Origin of the sequence: Balneola sp., from assembly GCA_003712055.1 — a bacterium.
Taxonomy (GTDB): Bacteria; Bacteroidota; Rhodothermia; order Balneolales; family Balneolaceae; genus RHLJ01.
In genome coordinates this window covers 734,452-758,546 of sequence record RHLJ01000001.1, presented here as the reverse complement: position 1 = coordinate 758,546, position 24,095 = coordinate 734,452, and the positions used below count along the sequence as shown (strand labels likewise).

Below are 24,095 nucleotides of genomic sequence, written 5' to 3'. Positions count from 1 at the left end.
ATGGCAATCTCGGTGAGATTGTGTCACTGCGATCGCAATGACATTCTGATTTCTTAGATCAATTCAAACAGTCTAGAAATCTCTTCCTCGGTATTAGCAAGGTTAGGTGAAATCCGGATGGTTGAGTATCCATCGAAAGGTCGGAATACAATGCCATGATCTAAAAATAACCCATTTGATAGTTCGGAGGGCTTTATGCTATTCACTTCAATAACGAACAGAGAGCCAGATAACTCCCATGTTCTTGGAGATCTCCAGGTTGTATTTGGATGCTCATCGGCAAGATCCTTTGCAAGATTCCAGAGTGATTGAAGCTTTTCTGATTTCACCTCTTCATCTAAACTAGCTTGGAAATCAATAGCATGGCCTATGCTAAGTATTTCCGGGCGATTTCTTGTGCCATAATCCTCAAATACCCTGGATGAACCTTTCCATCTTTCCTGACCCCAGGTAACCCACATTGGAGAGACTTCTTCCCAAATTCTCGGGTTAAAATAGGCTACACTAATCCCTTTTGGGGCTTGTAGCCATTTATGAGCACTTGTACCAATTATATCAACATCCAGGTCTTTTACATCAATGGGGATCATGCCCATAGTTTGAGCAGTATCAAGAGCAACGAATGGAACTCCTTTGCTGCGGGCTAATTTTGTGATCTCTTTAGCCGGTTGTCGAACCCCAAAAGTATTATCGATATGTGGTATTACAACCAGTCTGGTTTTTGGAGTAATGTGTTCATCATATAAAGCGAGTAGATCATCTACATTAATATCAGAAATTCTTTCAACAGGCATCTCAAATACTCTTACATCATATCCTTTTTTAGATGCATGAAAGTGAAAAGGGATGCTTGCACCAGAATGATTCAAGTTTGGAAAAAGCACTTCATCTCCGCTTCCTAAACGCAGACCCAATGCAAGAAGGTTGAAAATCTCGGTAGTATTATGTGGAAAAGTGATTTCATTGGGGTTGGCATTGATGTAGCGAGCTACTTTTTCACGCACTTCATGTATTGGCTCCTCCCATTCACTGCTCCACATATAAAACCAAGGGTTGTTTTCACATAAAGCCAAATAACTACGACGTGCCTCCTGCACAATCTTTGGCATAGTACCTGTTGAACCATGATTCAAATAGGTTACGGAATCAGATAATGAATAATCCTTTCGGGTTGGGAGTTGACCAGGTAAAATAGAAGCCCCCATTTGCTCCGTAAAAAGTTCCTTTATAGGAGTAAGTGTAGAAAGTAGGGAGGCAGCTCCTCCAGCTGCTACCTGAGTCAAAAAATCCTTCCTTGAAGCCATAATTAACGGGTTAGAGTTTTTACCAGTAAGTCCATATCAGCTGTTTCATTATATACATTTGGAGAGATTCTTACTGCATCTCCTCGATAAGAAACAAAGACATTTGCTTCTTGTAATCTATTTTTGATATCGGCCATGTCATGATGCTCCCCAAGCCGGATACCAAATATATTAGAAGCTCGATGATCTTCTTTTTCGATAATGAAGCCTGCATCTCGTAATTGTCGAACCGGTTCATGAACCAGTTGCTTGCAATAATTCTGTACTTCTTCAACACCCCACGAATTTAGTACACGAATCGCCTCAAGAAGCATCGGGACTAAAATGAAGTTACTGTGTCCTCCAACCTCATATCGTAAAGCCCCTGGTTGATAATCATCGCTATAGTTAACCAGGTTTCTGAAATCTTCACTCTTATAGCGGTTGATCCAGTTTTCTTCAATAGGCACACCGCCATCTAAAGCGGGACCATAGTAGGCCATGCCAATTCCATAAGGCCCCATCAACGATTTGTATCCTGAAGCAATAAGAGCATCCGGCTGAATTTCTTCAATATCGAAGGGGAGGGCACCAATAGTTTGGGTCCCATCAATAGCCAGCCATGCACCCACTTCATTTGTTCGTTTTCGAATGGCTTTTAGATCAAATAGGGTGCCATCTGACCAATGGGCATGAGCACAAGCCACCAGTTTTGTTTTCGGAGAGATGGCGTTCAGAATTTTTGTATTCCATTCGGTTCCTCTTTCCAGGGAATTTGGTGGAGCAGGTACCGTGATAATGTTAGCCCCTGATTCTGCAGCTACTTTCCTCCAGGAATAGACATTACTGGGAAATTGTTCTCCTACCAACAAAATCTCATCCCCAGATGTCAATTTCAGGTTGTTGGCTACATTTGCTAATCCATAAGATGCAGAGGCTACAATTGCTACTCGATTAGGTTCAGTAACATTCACGAACTGTGCAAAGGCTTGTCTTAACTCTTCTGCTTCATTGAAAAAATCTTCTGCGCCGATTTCATTGGGTTGCCGCTTTCTTAGTAAGCCTTTATGGCCCGCCTCCTCCACAGTTTTCATCATGGGAGACATGTACGCGCAATTCAGATAAGTAATGTTGGGATCGAGGTTGAAGAGGTGTTTTTGGGAGTTCATATTAAAAATAGATCAGTTTAAATCCGTTGTGAATCTTCGTGAGTAAATAAACCTCATAGGGAGCGTCATTTGGTTTAAACTCACATTCAAGATGTTGATAATTCTGTCTCAATTCTTCTGCTTTCTGTCTATCAACAAATTCTCCTACAACTGCATCAGGTGTAATCATACAGTTTCCTCTTTTCAAAAAGAGGTTAGTAACTACCTGATTATTATTGAGGCGTCCCCAAAACCTACCTTTTTCATCCGATAAAAAGATTATTGATTTATAGTTGCTAAAATATTCAGTTAAAACAGCCAGTGAGTCGCCGTAAATAGCCAGTTCCTTTTTTCCTACTATGGAAAAGGTTCCATCCGCTTCGTATTGATATATGTACGATTGTTTTGTTTCGGAAAAAGAAGTTGAACCATCTTCGCAAATAGTTGTCAATGTACGAGGCCAGCCCTCATTGTTATACTCGATTTTTTCAAAATAGAGGAGAAATAATATGGCATGTAATCCTACAAAGTATAGCAACAGTAAACCTAAGCTGATCTTTTTGAAGCTCATTTCAGAATATAAATTTCGGGCTCCAAAAAATCTCCCAGACCATTGTTAAATAATATGTCGAGAGAAAAAAGTCCTCCCTCCAGGGAGGTGTCATTTTGAGCTTGCTCAAAAGGCGGTGGGTGTTACACCCCACCAAATGATCAAAGAACTTTTTTGATCATTTATCTCCCCTTGGAGGGGAGACTTTTTTAATCAAGTCAGAAACCTATATAACGTTGGTTGGTCATTAACATATCGAAAAGTGAGATTTTTTGCCTTCATTCGTTCCAGTAAAGGTTCTAAATCGTCTTTGTGCTTTATCTCCAGACCAATCATAGCTGGGCCATATTCCCGGTTTGTTTTTCGGTAATACTCAAAGAATATGATGTCATCACCCGGAGCCAAGACATCTTTCAGGAATTCAAGGAGAGCACCCGACCGTTGTGGAAATTCAACGATGAAATAGTGGATAAGCCCTTCATATTGGAGATGGCGCTCTTTGATTTCAGCGGTTCGTGTAATGTCATTATTACTCCCGCTAACTACACAAACTACGTTCTTTCCTTTGATTTCTTCTTTGATCGAGTCTAATGCGGTAATTGACATTGCTCCGGCTGGCTCAACCACGATAGCCTGTTCATTATACATCTGGAGTATAGTCCCACAAATTTTTCCTTCAGGAACCGTGATAACCCGATCTAATACTTCTTTACAGATTTCAAAAGTGATATCACCAACACGCTGGACAGCAGCTCCATCCACAAATTTATCAATTTCCTTTAGGGTAATAATTTCATCCTGTTCAATGGATTGCTGCATGGCCGGAGCTCCTTCAGGTTCAATCCCAATAAGTTTGGTTTGAGGAGAAAGTGAGTGAAAGTATGAGCCTACTCCGGCAGATAATCCTCCACCTCCGACCGGAAGAAGAAGATAGTCGATGCTAAAATCGGCATCTTCGAGTAGTTCTTTACCAACCGTGCCCTGACCGGCTATGATTTTTGGATCATCGAAAGGAGGGATGAAAGCCGCTTTCTTTTCTTCACAAAAGGCTTTGGCCTTGGAAAAAGAATCGTCGAAAGTATCTCCTTGGAGTACCACTTCTACATACTCTTTCCCAAACATTTGCACCTGGTTTACTTTTTGTTCGGGTGTGGTAACCGGCATAAAAATCGTGCCATGAATTTCCTTCTTAAAGCATGCAAGAGCTACTCCCTGGGCATGATTTCCCGCGCTTGCGCAAACCACTCCGTTTGTTAATTCTTCAGAAGAAAGGCTATCAATCTTGTTATAAGCTCCCCTGATTTTATAGGAACGAACAACCTGTAGATCTTCGCGCTTTAGCCAAATATTGGCTTCGTAACGTTCTGATAGTTGTTCGTTTTTTAAAAGAGGGGTAGGTGTAGCTATTCCAGCAAGCGTAGCTGCAGCTTTGTCAATCTCTTTCACAGAGATTAGCGATGATTCCAGCGTGTGTTTCATTAGAACACGGTTTGTATTTCGATGAATGTGAGTGCTGGAATATAGTTTGAATATTCAACTAAGAATAATGCAATAAAAAGTCATTGCGAGGAGTATCAAAACTCTGTTTCAAATTCGATTTATTTCGACGAAGCAATCTCGAACTTTTTTCTTGGGGATCCTGAGATTGCTTCAGTCGTGCTCTGCCGACTCCTTCGCAAAGACGGGGTTATTTATTAATCGTGTTCAACAAATCAATATTAGTTTTAAGTTGTTCAAGGTATTTGCCATAGGCTTTATAATTAAGACGTTTGGTGCCCCAAAGTGCTATAGCGGTAAATACAACCATTACTCCCATTAATAAAGCAATCCCTTTGGCGTCGGAGAAGATTTGAGTAAAGGTTTCTCCATCATATACACCGGAAAGGCAATAACCGAGTACTACTGAAACTGGAAGGATGAATGTTCCTACTAGTTCTTCAATCGACAGCATTTTTGTAAGTCGATTGTAATAGTTTTCGAGGAGAGATTTAATATTGTGGTCAAAGTTGTCATCCAGCTTGTTAAGATGATGACGTACCAATATTACTCCTCCAAAATAATAAGCGAAGCCAATACCCCATAGGAATATTGCTCTTGGATAATTGAAGCTTAGCACTGCTCCAAGGAAACAAAATACGGCGAAGAATATCGTCCAGTACAATCGGATCTTAGTAGCATAACGTAATTTCTGAAGTGGATTTTTAGATTCGCTCTTAATGGCAGCCATGATCTCCTCCTTATTGATGATGGTATCGGTTTGTAATTCGGTTTGAAGTTCGTCCCAGGCAAGTTGTAATTCGTTACTCATTGCATTTCACCTTTCATTTTGGCAACAAGCCGTTCTTTTATTCGGTGTAGTTTTACACCTGTATTGTTTGGCGTTAAGCCTGTTATCTCAGCAATCTCTTTATTGCTGTATCCATCCAGATGAAGAGTGATGATCATTCGGTCGATGTCATCCAGCCTTTTAATGAGCATTAATAACATCGATTTTTGATCTCTCTTCTCCTCATGATCTTCACCCACCGCATACTCAACCTCATCAAATGAAGATGTATCTACTTTGCGTGACGCTTTCCTGTTGTAGGTGAGCACAGTATTAAGGCTTACCCGATATAACCAGGTTGAGAATTTAGAATCTGCCCGAAACGACTTAAACGATTTCCACGATTGGAGCATTACCTCCTGGAAAAGATCAGAGCGTTCCTGTTGATCATCCACATATAAGTAAATCACTTTGTGGATGATGCCCGCATTCTCCTGGATCAATCTCGTAAATTGTTCCTCAATCGCCATGTGCCTTTTTTAGCAATCGTACATTGTTTTGATGATTCGTCTTCTGAAAAAATAACGTAGAAGATGAGTATCCAAAATATGAGTTCACTAATTTCTATCATGATGAATACCTGTTTTCCAGGATAAGTATCACAATTCCCAGAAATATTACACTATCAACAAAAAATGTTTATTCGAACTGCATTTCATAACGATCTCGAAGAGGTAAGACTCTTGAATGAATCAGTTTTACCTCATGTAAACAATATCCCCATATTCGATTTTGAAGAATTTCTGGAAGTATCTTCTTTTTTCCTGGTTGTAGAAGAAGAGAGTGAATTAGCAGGATTTATAATTGTTCTGGGGCCGGGAGTTAGTTATGATAGTGAGAACTATGAGTATTTCACTAAACACTACTCTTCTTTTGATTATGTGGATCGCATTGTAGTTAAAGATAGTTTTCGGGGAAAGGGACTGGGTTCCAAACTCTATGCATATCTATTTGAACACTCGGATGAAGAGAGAATAACCTGCGAAGTAAACATCCAACCACCCAATCCAAAGTCAATTCAATTCCACCAGATGTTGGGATTTGATGAAGTTCATCAGCATTATTCAGAAGGAGGAAAGAAGTACGTTAGCCTAATGGTGAGAGAGCTATCAAAATAATTCATTGAGAGGGAATGATTTACACTTGGATATTCTTTTAAAAGAAATTCAAACAATTTCGGAAGTGTGCAAGACCCCGTTCCTATTCTGTCGATAAGTATCGAAGACCAGATTATTCGCAAACTAAAAGAGAAAGATGATGAGTCAGTAGCTTTGATATTTGAGCACTATTCAGTGGCGCTGTTCAATGCAATTAATCAAATCCTGAAAAACAAGATGCTATCAGAGGATGTACTTCAGGAAGTACTGGTAAAAGTTTGGGAGAGGGGAGATAGTTACGATTCCTCAAAGGGAAGTTTATATACGTGGATGATTCGAGTTGCGAGGAATACTGCTATCGATAAGACAAGAAGTAAAGAATTTATTCGGGACGGAAAATCCAACAGCATAGAGAACTTCGTATTTAATAGTGGCTCAGTAACTGAACAAAAGAAGATTGAACAAAGTAACGATGTTTGGGAAACGGTAGACCAGCTCCCTGAAAACCAACGTTGCTTGATTGATATGGCATATTTTAAAGGTTTTACACAAAAGGAAATTTCAAAGGAATTGGATATCCCTTTGGGAACGGTTAAAACAAGAATGCGAACGGCGTTGTCGACATTAAGGAAGATTTTCTAAGTACAGATGGATATTAGAGAGTACATAGATTCAGGAATTTTAGAACAGTATGTTGCTGGACTTCTAAGCGACGATGAGAATAAAGAAGTGGACAGGATAGCCGAGAAATACCCTGAGATTTACCAGGAGATTATAGCCCTACGTGCTTCCATAAATAATTATTCTCGTTCAACAGGGAGAACCCCTTCTTCAGAAATACTTAAAAAAGCTCAGGAAGATATACTCAATAAAAAAGTAGCTGCGCTTCGAAAGCCCGAAGAAAATATAAATCCTCAAGAAAATAGAATTCGTAAGCTGGATGTATTTAAAATAGCCGCTACCATTCTATTATTAGTAAGTGTTGGTTTAAATGGATTTTTCTTTTCGGAAATAACCTCTTATCGAAGTCAGGCTATTGATGCTGAGAATAGATTCAATGAACTAAATAATCAGGTTTCTTTTATTAATAGTGCTGCAAATGTCAAAATCCCTTTGAACGGATTAGATGTATCTCCCGAATCCTATGCCAATGTTTATATAAATAAGAATACCAGGGATGTTTACATACAGGTAGGAAAGCTTCCGCAACCCCCGGACGGGCATCAGTACCAGCTTTGGGCAGACCGGGATGGACATATGCATAACATAGGGGTATTTCATCATAATGATCAGATTCAACATATCCGTGTGTTCGAAGGTGATTTCGAATCCTTGAATGTAACTCTCGAAGTTGAAGGTGGTTCAGAAGAGGCTACGGTGGAGAATGCGTACCTGTCCGGAAAAAAAATCTAAACTTTTTTTCTTCCACCGAAATCCGGACACAGCTCGAGCTTCGTAATTAGGATAACTTCAACATTAACCTAAACTATTCATCATGAAGTTATCAAAAATCACAAAGGGATTACTTGCACTATTAATCGTTGCAGGTTTTTCAATATCGATTCAGGCACAGGATAAAGACATTGTAGAGCTTGCCGTTGGAACAGAGACATTATCAACATTAGTAGCTGCTGTTAAAGCTGGCGAGCTGGTTGAGACGCTACAAGGCGATGGCCCTTTTACCGTATTTGCTCCTACTAATGAAGCATTTGCAGCCCTTCCTGAAGGAACCGTTGAAATGTTACTAAAACCAGAAAACAAAGATAAGCTGGTTGCAGTGCTTACTTATCATGTTGTAGCAGGGAAAGTAATGAGCACTGACCTTGAAAATAATATGAAAGCTAAAACAGTAAACGGAGCATATGCAAAGATTACCCTTAGCTATGGAAAAGCAAAAGTAGAAGGGGCTACAGTAGTAGCTGCTGATATTGAAGCTACCAATGGGGTTGTACATGTAATTGACAAGGTGATATTACCACCAGATATGCGATAAGTTCGCTTATCCATCAAACTCATACACTTAAAAAGCCACTCCTGAACGAGTGGCTTTTTTTATTGCTCACTCATTGAAACCAAGAAAAATTAACGCTTGTATGGTTTGGTGAAATTCCATTTCTTTTGTAAGCGGTTACATGAGTCCCTATGGTACAGAAAAGGGGTTTCACTGCGGGTATTAACTATTCAAAAATTAACTTTTTGGTTTATGAAAAAAGCTACAAGCCTGTTTTTTTTACTCTTCTTAAGTCTCTCTCTTCAACAATTACTTTTAGCTCAAATAACTATTGATGGTATATCTGATGAACCTGAGTATTCAACATTAGCAACATCAAATGGTAATGACGGATTCGGATCAACTAATACAATGGATGATTTAAAGTATTTTGCGGACGGTGAATATATCTACATCGGGATACCAGGTGATCTAGATTCCAATAATAATTACGCAATTTTTCTCGATTTCTCGGGCTATGATGGTACTCCAGCTGGAGATGTAGTGGGAGAATCTTCAACGATTGGTTTTTTTGATGATGAAAATTTTGATGGTTCTAAGCTCGATTTTGAAGTGGATTATGCTTTTGGAATGAACGAGGGATCAACTACTACAGACTTTTATGTAGATGCCGTTCGGTATGGATCTACGGGGGCTCTCTTTCAATGGGATTATCTCGGCTCAACCGGTCAAGATGGTACTTCAACGTCTCTTCCGTCATCCGATGCTTCCATTTATAATGCAGGTTCACTTGATGTTGCTTATGAAAATAGTGGTGGTACAGATGAAGGTTTAGAATTCAGAATTAAGATATCTGAAATACCTGGTATTGATAGTACTCAAACCGTTCGATTATTCGCTGCCATAATTTCTGGTGATGGTTTTTGGTCTGATGTATTATTACCGAATGAGGGATATACAGGCGGTAACCTTGGAACTGATCCAGATTTAGGATCATTATCAGGGGATTTCTTTACTGAGGCTCAATCGATGCAACACAGTGTTGAAGTTACTGGTGATGCGGGGTGGAGGTTACTTTCTTTTCCTATAACAGGAGCAACCGGAGCTGATATTTCTGATGATGGAATTGGAGCACAATTTACTTCTAATACAGACAGTGCTACCATTTATACTTATGATGATACAGGTTCTTTTGAGGCTGTTTCCTCTGATGCAACAACTTTAACAGACGGATATGGACTTGCTGTTTATTTCTTTGATAATACTGATGCAAGTAGTTCTGAACTTCCAATTACTCTGGATGTGCCAGGCTCTCCACCAAGTTCACAGGTGGATGTTACATTAAATACAACTGCTGCTGGAAGTACTGACGGTTCTGGTGCAGCAACTAGTAAGTATACTCTTGTCGGGAATCCATTTGCATCGAATTACGATTTAAACCAAATGACTTTTACTGGGGATGGTACTCAAGATAATGTTCATTTTTGGAAAAATGGTTCTTACACTACGGGCGATAAATCTTCTGCCTATATTGTAGCACCTTGGCAGGGATTTTTTGTAGAAGTCTCCAGCGCTCAAAGTACTACTGCTTTAGCATTTCCAACATCTGGGAAAACCTCTTCCGATACAACAGCAACGCACTTCTCTAAAGCTTCCGAACAAAGAGGAGATATCTCTTTCACCCTTTCTTCTGATGACAGCTATGATGAAGCCATTCGTATGGCCTTCAGAGAATATGCAACGGAAGGATTTGATCGGGCGGATGCTTCTAAGCTGGTTCCATTAAGTCCTACCTATGCTACTATGGCTTTTAAGTCTGAAACGGGTTTAAAATCAGTAGAATCTCTTCCATGGGATTTGACGGAAGAAGTCACGATAGAGCTTGAATTACAACAGGTTGGAGTTGACGGAGGCTTTACTTTCGACTGGAAAGGTCTCGAAACTATTCCTGATGAATGGCAGCTTACCCTCCATGACTACCAGGAAGAGGTTAACATAGATATGCGTGAAGAGACAGAATATGTATTCAATTCTGATGCTCCGAACTCTAAGCAAATAAACCCACTAAGTATTATCACTGGAGTACAGGCAGTTACTCAAAAGTCTAAATCAGAAGATGGTATCAGGTTTGCGATTACCATAACTCCGAATACGGCTTCGGTAAGTAATGAGACCGGTGATGACCCTATCACTTTCGAACTCGAACAAAACTACCCAAACCCATTCAACCCATCTACTACGATTAATTATACGGTAGCCTCTACGGGCAAAGTAACCTTGAATGTATATAACCTTATGGGACAGAAAGTAGCGGAGCTGGTTAATGCAACCAAGGCCGCAGGAAGCTATAATGTAAGCTGGGATGCTTCGGGAGCTGCTAGTGGCATGTACATCTACCGCTTAGAAGCGGGTGGACAGACCTTAACTCGCAAAATGACACTCATCAAATAAGTATTAGAATATGCAAACACGAATTTTATTTACTCTAGCTGCGCTTGCAGTATTTGTTACTGAATTAGCGATGGCTCAGCCTTCTTTACCAGGAGGACCCAGCCAAGCTCCGATCGATGGAGGCCTTGGACTGTTGGCAGCAGCTGGAGGTGCTTATGCCATCAAGAAGCTGCGTGACAAGCGTAAAGAGAACGAAGAAAACGATATCTAACACTGGCTTTCTGATTAGCTAATCTTGAGCCCTCACGCTATAGTTTTAGAGACTCTTTTTATGTCTCGAAACATAATTTTCATTTGCGAGGAGCTTGCGACAAAGCAATCTTAGGTATATAAGCAATGCTTCTGAGATTGCTTCGAGACGAGCTCTCAGTGCTCGCTGAATCTCTTGCAAATGTGGTGATATCTAATTCAATATTCACCGGTTTTTGTCTGGTGAAATGGTGTTTCTATTCATTCCTCTTTCGAATACCATTTGCATTGCGTTTCTTCATGGTATGATTTCAGTTCAACGTGTTTCCAAAAACTACTCATCAAAGCAGGTACTTGATCAGATAACTCTCGAAATTAAAAGTGCAAAGGTAGTGTCTTTAATTGGGCCGAGTGGGTGTGGTAAATCCACGTTGCTTAGAATTATAATGGCCCTAATAAAACAAGATACCGGAAATGTATTTATTGATGATGAAGAAATTACCAGTCAAAATAGTCTTGAGATACGAAGAAAGATTGGATACGTAATACAAAAGGGTGGGCTTTTCCCTCATTTAACTGCAAGAGAAAATTGCGCGATTACAGCAAAGTTTTTGGGGTGGGATTCTAAAAGAATTGATAGTAGAATTCAGGAATTAGCCGATTTAGTAAAAATAGATCATGAAATCATAGATCGATTGCCATCTAAGCTATCGGGTGGCCAGCAACAGCGGATTAGCTTGATAAGAGCGCTGATGCTTGATCCAAATATATTGCTCCTGGATGAGCCACTTGGTTCGATAGATCCAATGGTTAGGTATGAACTACAAACGGATTTAAAAGAGATTTTTACCTCTCTTGGGAAAACGGTGCTATTGGTTACCCATGATTTGAACGAAGCAGCCTATCTTGGTGATGACATAGTTCTTATGAACAAAGGAAAAATAATTCAGAGAGGAACAATTGATAACCTGATCGAACACCCTGCTGATTCCTTTGTTCAAAAGTTTGTGAATTCACAGCGATCAATAAGGGTGGGGTAGGATGAAAAGACTTCTGATCTTGATACTTATTTTTCCTGTAAATGAAAGTGTTCTTTCCCAAGAGCTGGTTAAGATTGGAAGTAAGCTATTCACTGAATCCGTAATTCTTGGTGAGGTAGCAAAACAGCTTGCCGAAAGCGAAGGAATTGAGACTGAATTCTACCGACAACTAGGAGGAACACGAGTTGTTTGGAACGCCCTTGTTGAAGGGGAGATAGACATATATCCTGAGTATACCGGAACTCTAATCCAGGAAATTCTGCAAAACCAGGACATAGACAATCTGGAAGAAATAGAAACGGAGTTAGCTAAGTATGGAATAACTACTACTAAACCCATAGGCTTTAATAATACCTATGCACTGGGCATGAAAAAAGAATTAGCCGATGAGCTTGGTATAAAAACCATCTCAGATCTGAGAAATCATCCCTCTCTTAGATTCGGTTTTACAAACGAATTCATTGACAGAACTGATGGCTGGAAGGGCTTAAAGACCTGGTACAGCTTTGATGAAATAAACCTTACAGGATTGGATCATGATCTGGCTTATCGAGGGTTAGAAGCTGGAAATATTGATGTAATAGACTTGTATTCAACAGATGCTGAAATAGAGTACTATGAACTAATCTCTTTAGAAGATGATCAGAAGTTCTTTCCGGTTTATGAGGCAGTATTCCTGTATCGAAAAGAACTAGAAAATGACTATCCAGAGTTAGTAGATAAACTAAAATTAGCCTCAGGGACTATTGAAGAGTCAAAGATGAGTTCGATGAATGCCGCTGTTAAGATTGATGGGCAAAGTGATTCAGAAGTGGCTGCTGCTTATCTGCAAACTACTTTTAATATCCAGTCAGAAGTTTTCAGGGAATCTATGTGGAAAGATCTTTGGAAGCATACTTTGGATCATTTATACCTTGTAGGCATATCCTTAGGACTGGCTATTTTATTTGCAATACCACTTGGAGTAATGGCTTCAAAGTTTTCCAGGCTCGAAAGTACTCTACTTGGGCTGGTTGGAATCCTACAAACCATTCCATCGCTGGCATTATTAGTATTCATGATCCCTCTATTAGGAATTGGGGCTTTACCTGCTATGGCAGCTTTATTTCTTTATAGTTTACTGCCAATAGTGAGAAATACACATGCAGGAATTACCAACATTCCTCAGCCCATTATCGAATCTGCAAATGCATTAGGCCTACCGGCTAAGGTCATTCTTCAAAAAATCGAATTACCACTGGCGATTCCAACCATCCTTGCGGGAATTAAAACTTCTGCAGTAATTAATGTGGGAACTGCCACATTAGGAGCTTTAATCGGAGCGGGTGGGTACGGGCAGCCAATCCTTACGGGTATCCGGCTTGATGACACAGCCCTAATACTACAGGGAGCAATCCCTGCAGCACTACTAGCTTTATTAGTACAATGGGTTTTTGACCTAATCGAAAAGAAATTAAGCGTAGAGTATTAAACTCTATTTCAGTAGTAGCATCTTTTTAGTAGCAATGATCTGTGAACCAACTTCCAGTCTATAAAAATAAATTCCACTTGAAAGCTGAGAAGCATCAAAGCTACTTATATGAAAGCCTGCATTTCTCATTCCATCAACAAGAATCGATATCTCCCTTCCCAATGCATCATATACAGTGAGTTTTACCCTTGCTGATTCTGATAATCTAAAAGCTATCTCAGTCGAAGGATTGAACGGGTTTGGGTAATTTTGAAGGAGCTCGATTTCTGATGGTACATACTCAGATTCTCCATTTGAAGTGAGTACATAATTGAACTCAAAAAACTCATCCGCTTCAATGTTTTCGTTTCCATCTCCTGATGGAGCTTGCAGCATCAGGCTTCCGGCATCATTGGTTCCATAGGCTCCAATTGCTAAAGAAATACTTTCTGGAATTGAGCCGAATTCTTCTTCTATATCAATAACTCCTTCAAGGTAAGATCCTGCGTTACTGGATACCGTTCCGGTTTGATCATACCAGGACTGATAATTATTTCCCTGTTCATTGGCCAGAAAGGCTTTCCATTCTGCAATCTGACCTGATTTTGCCCATGGGCTGCCCGTTAGTGTTTCGCTTCCATCCGCAACAAAAATAAACTTGTCGTAAGCTCCTCCGTTCGCTGACTCTGTCGCAACATAAAGGAATGGTTCTTCCCAATTGAGGTAAAGATTCAGGTCATCATTGGAGACAAGGTTTACGGCACCATCATCAAGATTTCCATCCATAACGAAATTGTGAGACTCACCTTCTCCGCCTCCGTTGCCACCATTTCCTTCCCCGGAATCAGTGCCAAAGTTGATCAGGTAGTCATTACCAGAGTTGTTATCCCAGCTGTCATCAGCATAGTGAATTACAAAATTCACCCGATCTACTTGTTGGGCATCATCATTAAAAGGCCCAAGCTTGATGGTTAGGGTAGCACTATCCGCATTAAAACTAAACGGAGATTCCACGGCTGGACCTGATCCGTTAAAAAGAGTGGTATTTTCTGGCCAATAGACTTCATTTGGCGTTTCCCAAACATTACCGGAATTATTGGTACCCCAATGCAGCATGGCTTCTTGAGTGGCACCTGAAATTACCACGTTAATTGTATCTTCCTGGGTTGGGTTTTCAGGCAGAATGGAAATAGATGCATTCACCGGAGTAACACCACCTCCGCCTCCGCCTGATGAGGTATTCGCTCCAACCCATACATATTGGATCATAGATCTGGATGTATTGCCTTCTGCATCTGTTGATTCTACAAAATACTCGATATACATATTATTGTATCCCTCCAATGAAGCTGAATATTCTTTCGCCTTATAGTTGGGATTAACATTTGTTTTCGGTGTGATATCAATACCACCCATTTCAATATTTTTCCATGAAGTATCACTTTCTGATATCTGTGAGAAGCTCTGAGTCCGGTTTGTGGAAAAATCAATTTCTGAAACTGCTCTGTATCTGAGATTGACGGTGCTCAATCCTGAAACGTCGAAAACATAAGTCCAGATCTCAAAATCGTTATCCTGAGCTACTTCCCATTCAAATCCTCCGGGATTGTAGGGTTCTCTCTGTGGTTTAAATATAGTAGGAGGGGTTGTATCGGCTCCATCATTGATTACAAGTTCAGCTTTTGCAATTGCAAGGTTAGAAGCCGTAGTTGGGTGTGTATCCCAAATCCCATCGATTGAGTTATCCCAATACCAGTAATCACTTCCTTCAGCATTTAGGAGGAAAGTCTGAGCCTCCAGGTAATTAGCGCTTAGTTCATCAACGGTACCTGCATGATCAACAAAGTTTTTGGCTGCTGTGATTACTCCCCAACTATTTCTGTCCGGACTATATCCATCTGCTCCGGGATCGCCCAACCATTTCTTAAATTCGGGGTCTCCATTATCGGCTCCTGCCCAACTCCCACTTTCGATATGTATTACATCATTCTCATCCGGTGGGAACATGTCCAGATAGTCCTGAATGGTGGTAGGTACAAAACGATCCGGTTGACCTTTAGCCCAATCCACAAAAGCTTGGAAATTACCATTATAATAGCCTTCCGAACCTCCTCCGAAATTATCACCGTCATGATGAAGAACAATTAGAATAGGGTGGTCAGGATCGGTGTTATAGCTTTCTATCTGGCTCATTACTGATTCATACTGTAATGCACCGAATCCACCACGTCCATCTTCATTTCCCATATATCGCTCAGTTGGTACAGCAATGATCTTTGAAGTCTCTCCAGTTTCTGGATTCGTGTACTCCACGTAATGAGGCTGGTGCCCCCATTGTGCGGAGATCATAGTTGGGGCCCACAGGTTGTTTAATTGAACCCAATCTCCAGGATTTGGGTTTCTCACATCGGCCTGATTGGGCTCATATAAGTTCCCTCCTGTATTGTAAGGGTATCCTTCAGAAGCTCTTTCAAAGTGGATATTATCCACCAATACCCATTCCAGGCCTTCGTCAACAAGTGCTGGGATCATATCAGTGGAAAAAGCATTTTCAGGAGGAAATATTCCTTTTGAATAGGAACCGTCAAATGTATCTCCCATAATTTGTTTATGCTTTTGTATCTGGGCTCGAATGTCATCATACTCTATCAGTCCCATTAACGGATGGTAATACCCAAAGCCTATCATATCCATTCTTGGGTTACCAAGAGTTGTAGTCTGGTTAATTACTGAGTTCCAATGCGAAGTCCAGTTTGAAAAATTTCCGTTTCCATTATCCTCAAGGTGATTCAGATTTTCGATGAGTGTACCTGAAAAGCTTACTGATGCTCCGAGGTGAGGGAGCTCGGCATCAATTCCTTTTTGAACAGCAATTTTTGGCCAGGTAGTATAAGGACCAATTCGCAAATTATGGATGTCAAAAACAGAATAGGGATAATAGTTGGCTGCCTGGGTTTCCAGAATGGTTTCTCCCGGCCAGTATAAAGGCTGATGCATATGCCAGAGGAAGGCGATGTAGATAGGAGGATTACTAGCTTCTTTTTCTTGTTCCTGGGCTTTTAAGCCAGATGAAAGAAGGAAAATACAAACGATGAGGAGGAAGTATTTTTGCATAAAAATATAATTATGAAAGCGCTTACATTTTAGATAAAAAATTGATCTTTTTCCAGTTTCGAATTGATGAGATTTAAAGCCCTCAATAGGCTATCTTCCTCCAAAAAACTATTGCATGCTTAGGAAATCAGCGCTTGGCACATTTGTTACCATTTGCCTTCTATATATTGGGGTATGTATTTATTTCTACAGTATCCAGAATGCGATTTTATTCAATCCAACTAAGTTAGAAGAAGGGCATATATTCAACTACCCCTTTGAGTTTGAAGAGCGATATTTCGATGTAACAGATGGAGCAAGGATACATGGTATTCTCGCTAAATCGGATTCTTCTAAAGGTCTGGTGATTTATTACCATGGTAATGGGGGAAGTACAGATACAAACCCGGAAAAATTCACTCTATTTCTGGATAATAACTATGACATTCTATATCCCGACTACCGGGAATATGGATTAAGTACAGGGAAGCTCAAGGACGAGGACGACCTTGTCGGTGATATGAAGATTGTTTATGATGAAATGAAGAAAGAGTATTCAGAAAATCAGATTATTGTACTTGGATATTCTCTTGGTTCAGGAGTGGCAGCATTGGTAGCAGCGGAAAACGATCCAAAAGAACTAATTATTTGGACGCCTTATTATAGCATGGTGGATATGAAGAATATGTCTTACCCATTTTTACCCTCGTTTCTTGTGAGGTACCCGCTTAGAACAGATTTGGCTTTACCCAGGATTGATGAACCAATCACTATCTTTTATGCAGGAGAAGATACTCGTCTTCCTGTTGAAAGAGGTGTAAAACTCAACAAGTATTTGGATGATAATGATGAATATATCATGCTTGAAGGCCAGGGTCATAATGGGGTTTTTCATAATCCAGTACTACAAGAAAAGATGAAAGAAATTTTAGCGAGAGGGTAAATGGAGATTGTTTACCTCATTGGAGGATTACTAGTTGGGGGTCTTGTTGGCTTTTTGATTATTTACTTCAAATCAAAATCCGAGACTTCCCGACTGGAAGAGCGAAATGCAAATCTTGAGACTCAGCAAAAAGAAGTTGAGGAAAAGCATGAACAGTTCTTAAGGGAAAAAGAGGTAGAGATAAAGCAAGAAAGGGATCGTGCAAACCAGCTGGATAAGCAATTAGCTGAGCTGAATGCCGATTATCGAAACCTACAGGTAAAACTATCTGAGCAAAAGGAAGAACTGGCTGCTATGCAGGAGCAGTTGAAGACCCAGTTTGAAAATCTTGCCAATAAAATCCTGGACGAAAAAGCCGAGAAGTTCACAAAACAGAACAAAGAAAGCCTTGATCAGCTTCTCAACCCATTGGGATTGAAACTGGAAGAGTTTAAGAAGAAGGTTGAGGAGACTCATAAAGATCAGGTAGAAGCTCGTGGCTCCTTGAAGCAAGAGCTCAAGCAGCTTATGGAGCTGAATAATCAAATGAGTGAGGATGCCAAAAACCTTACCAAAGCGTTAAAAGGAGATAGCAAAGCCCAAGGGAATTGGGGGGAAGTGGTACTGGCGAGTATTCTCGAGAAATCCGGACTCAGGAAAGACGAGGAGTATTTTACTCAGCAAAGCGAGACGCTCGAAGATGGCCGACGACTCCAACCAGATGTGGTAGTTAAACTCCCTGATGAGAAGTTCCTGATTGTTGACTCAAAGGTTTCGTTAACTGCATTCGAGCGATTTACAACGGCAGAGAATGAAGACGATCAGCTCAAAGCCATTAAAGAGCATGTGCTTTCAATTCGAACTCATGTAAAAGGCTTAAGCGAGAAGAACTACCCTCAGATTTATGACAATAAAACTCCGGATTTTGTCTTGCTCTTTATTCCGGTAGAACCGGCTTTTGCGGCTGCACTTCAAAGTGAGCCGAATTTATATAACGAGAGCTTTGAGAAGAACATCGTGATTGTGAGTCCTTCCACACTATTGGCTACATTATTCACTATTAACACTATTTGGAAGCGAGACCGACAAAATAAACACGCCCTAGAAATAGCGGACCGTGGAGGAGCACTTTATGATAAGTTCGTAGGTTTTGTGGAAAGCATGAATGACATTGGTCAACGAATCCGACAAACTCAGGACAGTTATGATACTGCAATGAAGAGGTTATCTACCGGTTCTGGAAATCTCCTCGGTCAAGCAGAAAAGCTCAAAAAATTAGGAGCCAAGGCTACGAAGGCGTTACCAGATTCTTTTTTGGAAGAGGAAGATTAATTACCAGTCTTAAGTATATAAAACCCATTCAAAACCGGAAGATTTAACCCGGTTTCTTTTACCAAACCTTCTTCCATATCCACGAAGCTTATTTTTTTTCCAGGTATGAATCCATATTTCTGAAGAAGTGTTGTAAAAGAACTAAGGTTCAAAGGGAGCTTCAATGATTCTCCAACCATGCTTACTCCGGAAGTAAAGGAGAATCGATGGAAGCTATTTAGTTCATCCAGAGAGAAAAAAGTGGTGAGTAATTTGTTTTGAGGATTTAGCTCCCTGATGTCTTCAAGAATTTCTCTGGAGCTTTGCACAGACAGGTAATCGAAAAACCCTTCAGCAATAAAAAGCGTGGTTTTAGAGGTATCGAAAGTAGCAGCAGAAGATAGAAATTCACACAATCTTCCTTTTTCAAAATCCCCAGGAATAAGCACAAGGTTTGTTTTTTGATATTCAAATTTTTCAAGAAAAAACTGTTTCTCTTTAGTCATTAACTCACGATCCAATTCAAAACAAGGGGTTCCTTTGGAAGAAAAGTAAGCTCCGATATGATCAAAACCACTACCCAGGATGACCAGTTGTTCGACTCCGGATTCAAGCGATTCCTTTATCATTTTATCTAGGTAATATTTCCTGCAAATGATGTGCATGATATCCCCGGGAAGGAGAAGCTCCTCAGTCCACATAAAAAATCTTCTCATCCATTGTGAGTTCAGAAAGCTTTGGTACCAGCTAAGATGACTAGGAAGGTGACTTACCAGGTTTTGATAGAAGGAAGGGAGGAAGGGATCAAAGTGTTGGGAAATCCTGGCATCTTTGGTTAACCCATAAAACTTAATTCCGATAAAAGCAGCAGTGTGGGAGATTTTAGCCATTGATCTCTTTTAAATATCATATTGTCATGTCGAACAGATGTGAGACATCTAAAGAATACATTTTTGTTAACCCAATTTTTAGATTTCTCAATCTTCTGATTTCATCAGAATCAATCGAAATGACAAAGTTCTTTTCACTTAATTTCAACCTCAATACTGAAAGATATCCCAGGGTTGCTTTTTGGGTGCCGGTGCTTCAAATGAGAGCATTTCATCCTTAGTCGGATGTTTAAACGAAAGCTTCATGGAGCGAAGAGCCAATTGTTTTCCTGGACCAGTTCCTTGTTCTCCATATTTATAGTCTCCAAAAATAGGATGTCCAATTTTTGCGAGCTGAACTCGAATCTGGTGAGGTCGACCTGTTTCTAAATTCACTTCTACAACACTATAATCCTTGCTCTGTTTGATCGTCGAGAAACTCAAACGTGCTTCTTTTCCACCTTTCTTTTTAGAGTTATAAGCTTTTACAAGATTAGTTCTTCTATCTTTTTCTAAAAAGTGTGTAAGCTGTTGCTCCATAGGAGCCATACCATATACTAGCGCCCAATAGGTCTTACTCATGTTGTTCTTCCGTACTTCTTCCGAAAGTCGGGATGCCGCCTTGGAGGTTTTAGCAAGCACCATCAGCCCGCTGACAGGCCGATCTAAACGGTGAACAAGTCCCAGCCACACATTGCCTGGTTTCTTGTATTCCTTTTTGATGTACTTCTTGCAGAGAGTTAATACATCCGGTGCTCCGGTTCGGTCTTCCTGTGATAATACACCAGCGGGTTTATCTATGACTAATAGATGATTGTCTTCATAGATAATGGGGATATTTGGGGTGGTTTTAGTAGATGAACTCATTTCGATAAAGATACCGACTTAATGGTTAGGGAAATAGTTTTGAAAGTCACTTTTTAAGTACTTGCATCTCATTTCCTTTAGAGCTTTTTTCTCAGTATATCAACGTATAGGAAGGAGGCTGTATCTATTCAGCAAATGGAAAACTGGATCGGGAAGTATACAATCAGGAGTTGGATAAGCTCCAGGCAGAATTGGTAAAGCTTCAATACTGGATTAAAGAGCAGGGTTTAAAAGTGTGTGTGGTTTTTGAGGGGAGGGACGCCGCGGGAAAAGGTGGGGCTATAAAGACAATAGCACAAGTGATGAGCCCAAGGGTAACTCGCATAGTAGCTCTAACTAAGCCCACCGAAAAAGAACGAAATCAGTGGTACTTCCAACGATATGTGAATCAACTTCCCTCATCAGGGGAAATGGTTTTATTTGATCGAAGCTGGTACAACCGGGCTGGGGTAGAAAAGGTAATGGGTTTCTGTACAGAAGAAGAATATCGGGAGTTTCTAAGAACCTGCCCTGACTTTGAAAATATGCTTATTCGCTCTGGTATTATTCTTATCAAATATTGGTTTTCTATTTCGGACAAAGAGCAGAAAAGGCGATTTGAAGCACGAAACGAAGATCCAATGAAACGCTGGAAGTTAAGCCCGATGGATTTGGAAGCACGGACTCGATGGGTAGATTATTCCAGAGCCAAGGATGTTATGTTCGAGCATACTGACAGAGACGAATCACCCTGGTATGTGGTAAACGCAGATATCAAAAGACACGCTCGATTAAATTGTATTCATCATCTATTATCGAAAATAGACTATAACGATCTAACTCCGGATCCTATCGAATTGCCTCCTGTAAAAAAGGATCCAAACTACAAACGTCCACCTATTTCAAATCAACGATGGATTGAGGCTATCTATGGGGAAAACCCAGTGGATGATGAGAGGAGTTAGTATTCTGATTCTTTGAGGTTTGTGTACCTCGCAATTCTTTCTATTTCTTCAGGCTTTGTTCTAAGACTTACCCCAATCAAAAGAATGAGATTTACAATCAATCCATAAATACCTTCATGCATGGGGAGAGGTTTGAACTCGGGATTATACAAGAAGAATAACGTGACTAAAATCCCACTAATCAATCCTGCAAGTGCTCCTTTTCCTGTAGCTCTTGGCCAATAGAACATGGCAAACATAAGTGGAAACATTTGAGCAATGCCGCCATAGGCTCCCAGAAGGAGAGAGACAATATCAGTTTCAGAGAACACGGCAAAGTAGTAGGCAATCAAGCTGATAATGACTACTAATATGCGAATCAATGTTCGCTCATTCGTGCCCCTAAAAACCCAGTCTTTCAGTGAAGGGATTTTTGAAAGGCCATCTCTAACTCCAACCGAGGCGGCAGCATGAACAATGGCATCCCCTGAACTCATGGATGCAGCTAGTGTTCCCGCACAAACCAGCCCAATTAGTACGACAGGTAAATCCATCTGAAGTAGTACATGGGGCAGAATAGAATCAGCAGGGGTTACACCAGGGAAAGCCAGGACGGCAGAGAAACCAATGATTAAAATAGGGACCAGGAAAAGCTGAAATGTTGGATACAAAACTACAGTGAGTTTTATGGTTCGGTCACTTTTTGCAGCAAAGGCCTTCATGAAGAAATGAGGCCACATCGAAAAGCCAATCGCTGATACAATTACAGCTGAACTAAATCCCCACCAATCCCAGGCTTCGCCTCCGGAAGTAAGACCTGGTGCAGTTAATGCTTGTTTAAACTCCGAATTGATAAGCTGTTCGAACATGGGGCCAATACCTCCATACATTTTCTTGGGGAGATAGATACCCAGGAACCAGGCAATCACCAGCATAAAAATACCCTGGAAGGTATTTGTCCATCCAACTCCCATCACACCACTGAAGAACACATAAATGAGCACTACGAAATAAGCGATCCCTGCACCAAGCCAAATAGGAATAACTCCTTCACTAATGGTATTGAGCACGATTCCTGCTCCTTTCATTTGCAGAGTGAGGTATGGAATTAAAACCACTATGGTGAGAACAGCCAAAATCATCGAAAGAAGCTTACTGTTATAGCGATCTTCTAATAGCTCGGCTTGAGTAACAAATCCGTGCTTTGCACCAATAGCTCTGGCTTTAGGCCCGAAGAAATAGAAGGGGACCATACCCATTGCTCCATAAGCAATGATATACAATGCAGCAGCTCCCCGTGAATAGGCCCAGCCCGGACCTCCTAAAAAAGCGAAGGAGGAAAAGATTGAAGCTCCAAGCACGAAGTATAGAATGAACACATTCATAGAGCGGTCGCCTGCTACATAGCCATCTGTACTGCTTGTGACTTTAAGTCCCGGGATAATGCCCATTACCAAGGTAATGATGAGGTAAATCCCACAAATTCCGAGAATGATCATCCAGCTTTCCAAGATCAGTACTCCTCGTTAGTGTCTTTTAAAAAAAAGATTAAAACAGCCGAGAAAGAACAAACAAGAATTAGGATTACCCAGATGATCGATAATGGGAAGCCCAATATTTGAGGGGTAGGGGATGAGAACAGAGGATAGATTGGCCAGATCAAACAGAGTTGAAGGAAGAAAAGAACCGTAACTAAAGTAAGGGCTCGTTTCTTTCTCTTTTTAGAGAAAGAGAGAGATATAGGAGATTTAAAAGACATCTATTTGGCCTAAAAAGATTTCTATTTTCGTTATGTAGAATAAAAGAAATACCAGCCATCATCCAGTTCAATTAGGTTTATAATTACGAACCCCAAAATTGGAACTGGATTTCCTTCATTTAAAGGCTGTTGAGTTTTTATATAACCATACTCGTTGTCAATAAATCCATCAACTATAAAAATGTTGATATCGTCTTTCGTTTGAAAGGAAATAATATCTGTGGAAATAAGTAATTGTCTCAATTCATTAATTGAAGCAATGTTTAGTCCAGATTCACGAATATAAGAGCCAAAATAGAATTCTATTTCATTAATATTGCTGAGTTTAATAGAATTAGAAACTTGATATTCATTAACGTTCTTGATGTATCTTCTTAAATCACTTAAATGATAGATATTACTTTCTCTACCAAGACTAATAATCTCCCCTAGATCATTTTTATTAAGAAAGAAATGGATGTGATGTCCAACTGGTACTGTAGGAATTATGAGCGAACAAGTTAGAATGGTTATTGGGATATAGGATTTCAAATCTCTAAATCTTGTTACTAGCAAGATTATTATTGCAAGAACAAAAGAAAGAGTACCAACAAATGATAAGAGAAGAATATCAATGAATGGCCCAACTATTATTGAATACTGTAAATAAAAAAAATTACTCGAGAATAGAACAAAAAGAGAAAGTATAATAGACACTATCAAGAATGAGTTTTTTAAAAAACCTTGCTTCATAAATTTAATTTCTAATTCATAAGACCATCTAAACTTCAATTTTCGAAAAGGTTCCAGTTACAGCAGAATTTTTTTGTTGTCTTTAAAAGACCCAATGGAAGGGGGGACTCAATTGGTGTTTGATTTTCTGATCT

At 40.1% G+C, this 24,095-nt stretch carries 23 protein-coding genes; 11 read left to right on the top strand and 12 right to left on the bottom strand.

Annotated features, from left to right (window positions below):
• Positions 1 to 53 precede the first annotated feature (53 nt).
• From ED557_03360 to ED557_03335, 6 genes are all read right to left on the bottom strand, one after another.
• Complete coding sequence (locus tag ED557_03360; GenBank protein RNC85826.1) at positions 54 to 1,304, bottom strand: aminotransferase class V-fold PLP-dependent enzyme; 1,251 nt, start codon at positions 1,302 to 1,304, stop codon at positions 54 to 56.
• 2 nt (positions 1,305 to 1,306) lie between these two features.
• Positions 1,307 to 2,452, bottom strand: coding sequence for an aminotransferase class V-fold PLP-dependent enzyme (locus ED557_03355; GenBank protein RNC85825.1), 1,146 nt, complete (start codon positions 2,450 to 2,452; stop codon positions 1,307 to 1,309).
• Between the two features lies 1 nt (position 2,453).
• Positions 2,454 to 3,002, bottom strand: coding sequence for a hypothetical protein (locus ED557_03350; GenBank protein RNC85824.1), 549 nt, complete (start codon positions 3,000 to 3,002; stop codon positions 2,454 to 2,456).
• Positions 3,003 to 3,194: 192 nt separating this feature from the next.
• The gene (gene ilvA, locus ED557_03345) at positions 3,195 to 4,460 is read right to left on the bottom strand and encodes a threonine ammonia-lyase (GenBank protein ID RNC85823.1); all 1,266 of its coding nucleotides are present in this window, start codon (positions 4,458 to 4,460) and stop codon (positions 3,195 to 3,197) included.
• Positions 4,461 to 4,668: 208 nt separating this feature from the next.
• Positions 4,669 to 5,289, bottom strand: a complete 621-nt coding sequence (locus ED557_03340; GenBank protein RNC85822.1) for a hypothetical protein — start codon at positions 5,287 to 5,289, stop codon at positions 4,669 to 4,671.
• Positions 5,286 to 5,777, bottom strand: a complete 492-nt coding sequence (locus ED557_03335) for a sigma-70 family RNA polymerase sigma factor (GenBank protein ID RNC85821.1) — start codon at positions 5,775 to 5,777, stop codon at positions 5,286 to 5,288. The genes ED557_03340 and ED557_03335 overlap by 4 nt, the downstream gene beginning before the upstream one ends.
• 165 nt (positions 5,778 to 5,942) lie before the next feature.
• Here ED557_03335 and ED557_03330 point away from each other — a divergent pair, with 165 nt between their 5' ends.
• The 8 genes from ED557_03330 to ED557_03295 all read left to right on the top strand — a co-directional run bounded on the left by ED557_03330 (position 5,943) and on the right by ED557_03295 (position 13,506).
• A complete protein-coding gene (locus ED557_03330; protein RNC85820.1) occupies positions 5,943 to 6,425 on the top strand; it encodes a GNAT family N-acetyltransferase in 483 nt (160 codons plus the stop codon).
• Positions 6,426 to 6,491: 66 nt separating this feature from the next.
• Positions 6,492 to 7,046: a sigma-70 family RNA polymerase sigma factor gene (locus ED557_03325; protein ID RNC85819.1), complete on the top strand. Its 555-nt coding sequence runs from the start codon at positions 6,492 to 6,494 to the stop codon at positions 7,044 to 7,046.
• Positions 7,047 to 7,052: 6 nt separating this feature from the next.
• Positions 7,053 to 7,817 carry an anti-sigma factor gene (locus ED557_03320; GenBank protein ID RNC85818.1) on the top strand — a complete coding sequence of 255 codons (765 nt, stop codon included), beginning with the start codon at positions 7,053 to 7,055 and terminating at the stop codon, positions 7,815 to 7,817.
• A gap of 82 nt (positions 7,818 to 7,899) precedes the next feature.
• Complete coding sequence (locus ED557_03315; protein ID RNC85817.1) at positions 7,900 to 8,397, top strand: fasciclin domain-containing protein; 498 nt, start codon at positions 7,900 to 7,902, stop codon at positions 8,395 to 8,397.
• A 210-nt stretch (positions 8,398 to 8,607) separates the two neighbouring features.
• On the top strand, positions 8,608 to 10,806 hold the full coding sequence (locus ED557_03310; GenBank protein ID RNC85816.1) for a T9SS C-terminal target domain-containing protein: 2,199 nt from the start codon (positions 8,608 to 8,610) through the stop codon (positions 10,804 to 10,806).
• A gap of 10 nt (positions 10,807 to 10,816) precedes the next feature.
• Positions 10,817 to 11,017: a hypothetical protein gene (locus ED557_03305; protein RNC85815.1), complete on the top strand. Its 201-nt coding sequence runs from the start codon at positions 10,817 to 10,819 to the stop codon at positions 11,015 to 11,017.
• Between the two features lie 283 nt (positions 11,018 to 11,300).
• The gene (locus tag ED557_03300; GenBank protein RNC86155.1) at positions 11,301 to 12,035 is read left to right on the top strand and encodes an ABC transporter ATP-binding protein; all 735 of its coding nucleotides are present in this window, start codon (positions 11,301 to 11,303) and stop codon (positions 12,033 to 12,035) included.
• Position 12,036: 1 nt separating this feature from the next.
• Positions 12,037 to 13,506, top strand: a complete 1,470-nt coding sequence (locus ED557_03295) for an ABC transporter permease subunit (protein ID RNC85814.1) — start codon at positions 12,037 to 12,039, stop codon at positions 13,504 to 13,506.
• A gap of 3 nt (positions 13,507 to 13,509) precedes the next feature.
• Here ED557_03295 and ED557_03290 read toward each other — a convergent pair whose 3' ends face one another.
• Positions 13,510 to 16,599, bottom strand: a complete 3,090-nt coding sequence (locus ED557_03290; protein ID RNC85813.1) for a T9SS C-terminal target domain-containing protein — start codon at positions 16,597 to 16,599, stop codon at positions 13,510 to 13,512.
• Between the two features lie 115 nt (positions 16,600 to 16,714).
• Between ED557_03290 and ED557_03285 the strand changes: the two genes are divergently transcribed.
• Together ED557_03285 and ED557_03280 are read left to right on the top strand one after the other, a co-directional pair.
• On the top strand, positions 16,715 to 17,521 hold the full coding sequence (locus tag ED557_03285; protein ID RNC85812.1) for an alpha/beta fold hydrolase: 807 nt from the start codon (positions 16,715 to 16,717) through the stop codon (positions 17,519 to 17,521).
• Positions 17,522 to 18,832, top strand: a complete 1,311-nt coding sequence (locus ED557_03280; GenBank protein ID RNC85811.1) for a DNA recombination protein RmuC — start codon at positions 17,522 to 17,524, stop codon at positions 18,830 to 18,832.
• Here ED557_03280 and ED557_03275 read toward each other — a convergent pair.
• Together ED557_03275 and ED557_03270 are read right to left on the bottom strand one after the other, a co-directional pair.
• Entirely contained in the window at positions 18,829 to 19,701 is an 873-nt protein-coding gene (locus ED557_03275; protein ID RNC85810.1) for a hypothetical protein, read from the bottom strand. The genes ED557_03280 and ED557_03275 overlap by 4 nt on opposite strands.
• A 150-nt stretch (positions 19,702 to 19,851) precedes the next feature.
• A complete protein-coding gene (locus tag ED557_03270) occupies positions 19,852 to 20,547 on the bottom strand; it encodes an RNA pseudouridine synthase (GenBank protein RNC85809.1) in 696 nt (231 codons plus the stop codon).
• 122 nt (positions 20,548 to 20,669) lie between these two features.
• Here ED557_03270 and ppk2 point away from each other — a divergent pair, with 122 nt between their 5' ends.
• The gene (gene ppk2 / locus ED557_03265; GenBank protein ID RNC85808.1) at positions 20,670 to 21,491 is read left to right on the top strand and encodes a polyphosphate kinase 2; all 822 of its coding nucleotides are present in this window, start codon (positions 20,670 to 20,672) and stop codon (positions 21,489 to 21,491) included.
• Here ppk2 and ED557_03260 read toward each other — a convergent pair.
• The 3 genes from ED557_03260 to ED557_03250 are packed head-to-tail and all read right to left on the bottom strand — an operon-like array spanning position 21,488 to position 24,000.
• Complete coding sequence (locus ED557_03260) at positions 21,488 to 22,981, bottom strand: sodium:solute symporter family protein (protein ID RNC85807.1); 1,494 nt, start codon at positions 22,979 to 22,981, stop codon at positions 21,488 to 21,490. The two genes, ppk2 and ED557_03260, sit on opposite strands and share 4 nt — an antisense overlap.
• A gap of 2 nt (positions 22,982 to 22,983) precedes the next feature.
• Complete coding sequence (locus ED557_03255; GenBank protein RNC85806.1) at positions 22,984 to 23,229, bottom strand: hypothetical protein; 246 nt, start codon at positions 23,227 to 23,229, stop codon at positions 22,984 to 22,986.
• A 30-nt stretch (positions 23,230 to 23,259) separates the two neighbouring features.
• Entirely contained in the window at positions 23,260 to 24,000 is a 741-nt protein-coding gene (locus ED557_03250) for a hypothetical protein (GenBank protein ID RNC85805.1), read from the bottom strand.
• Between the last annotated feature and the right edge of the window lie 95 nt (positions 24,001 to 24,095).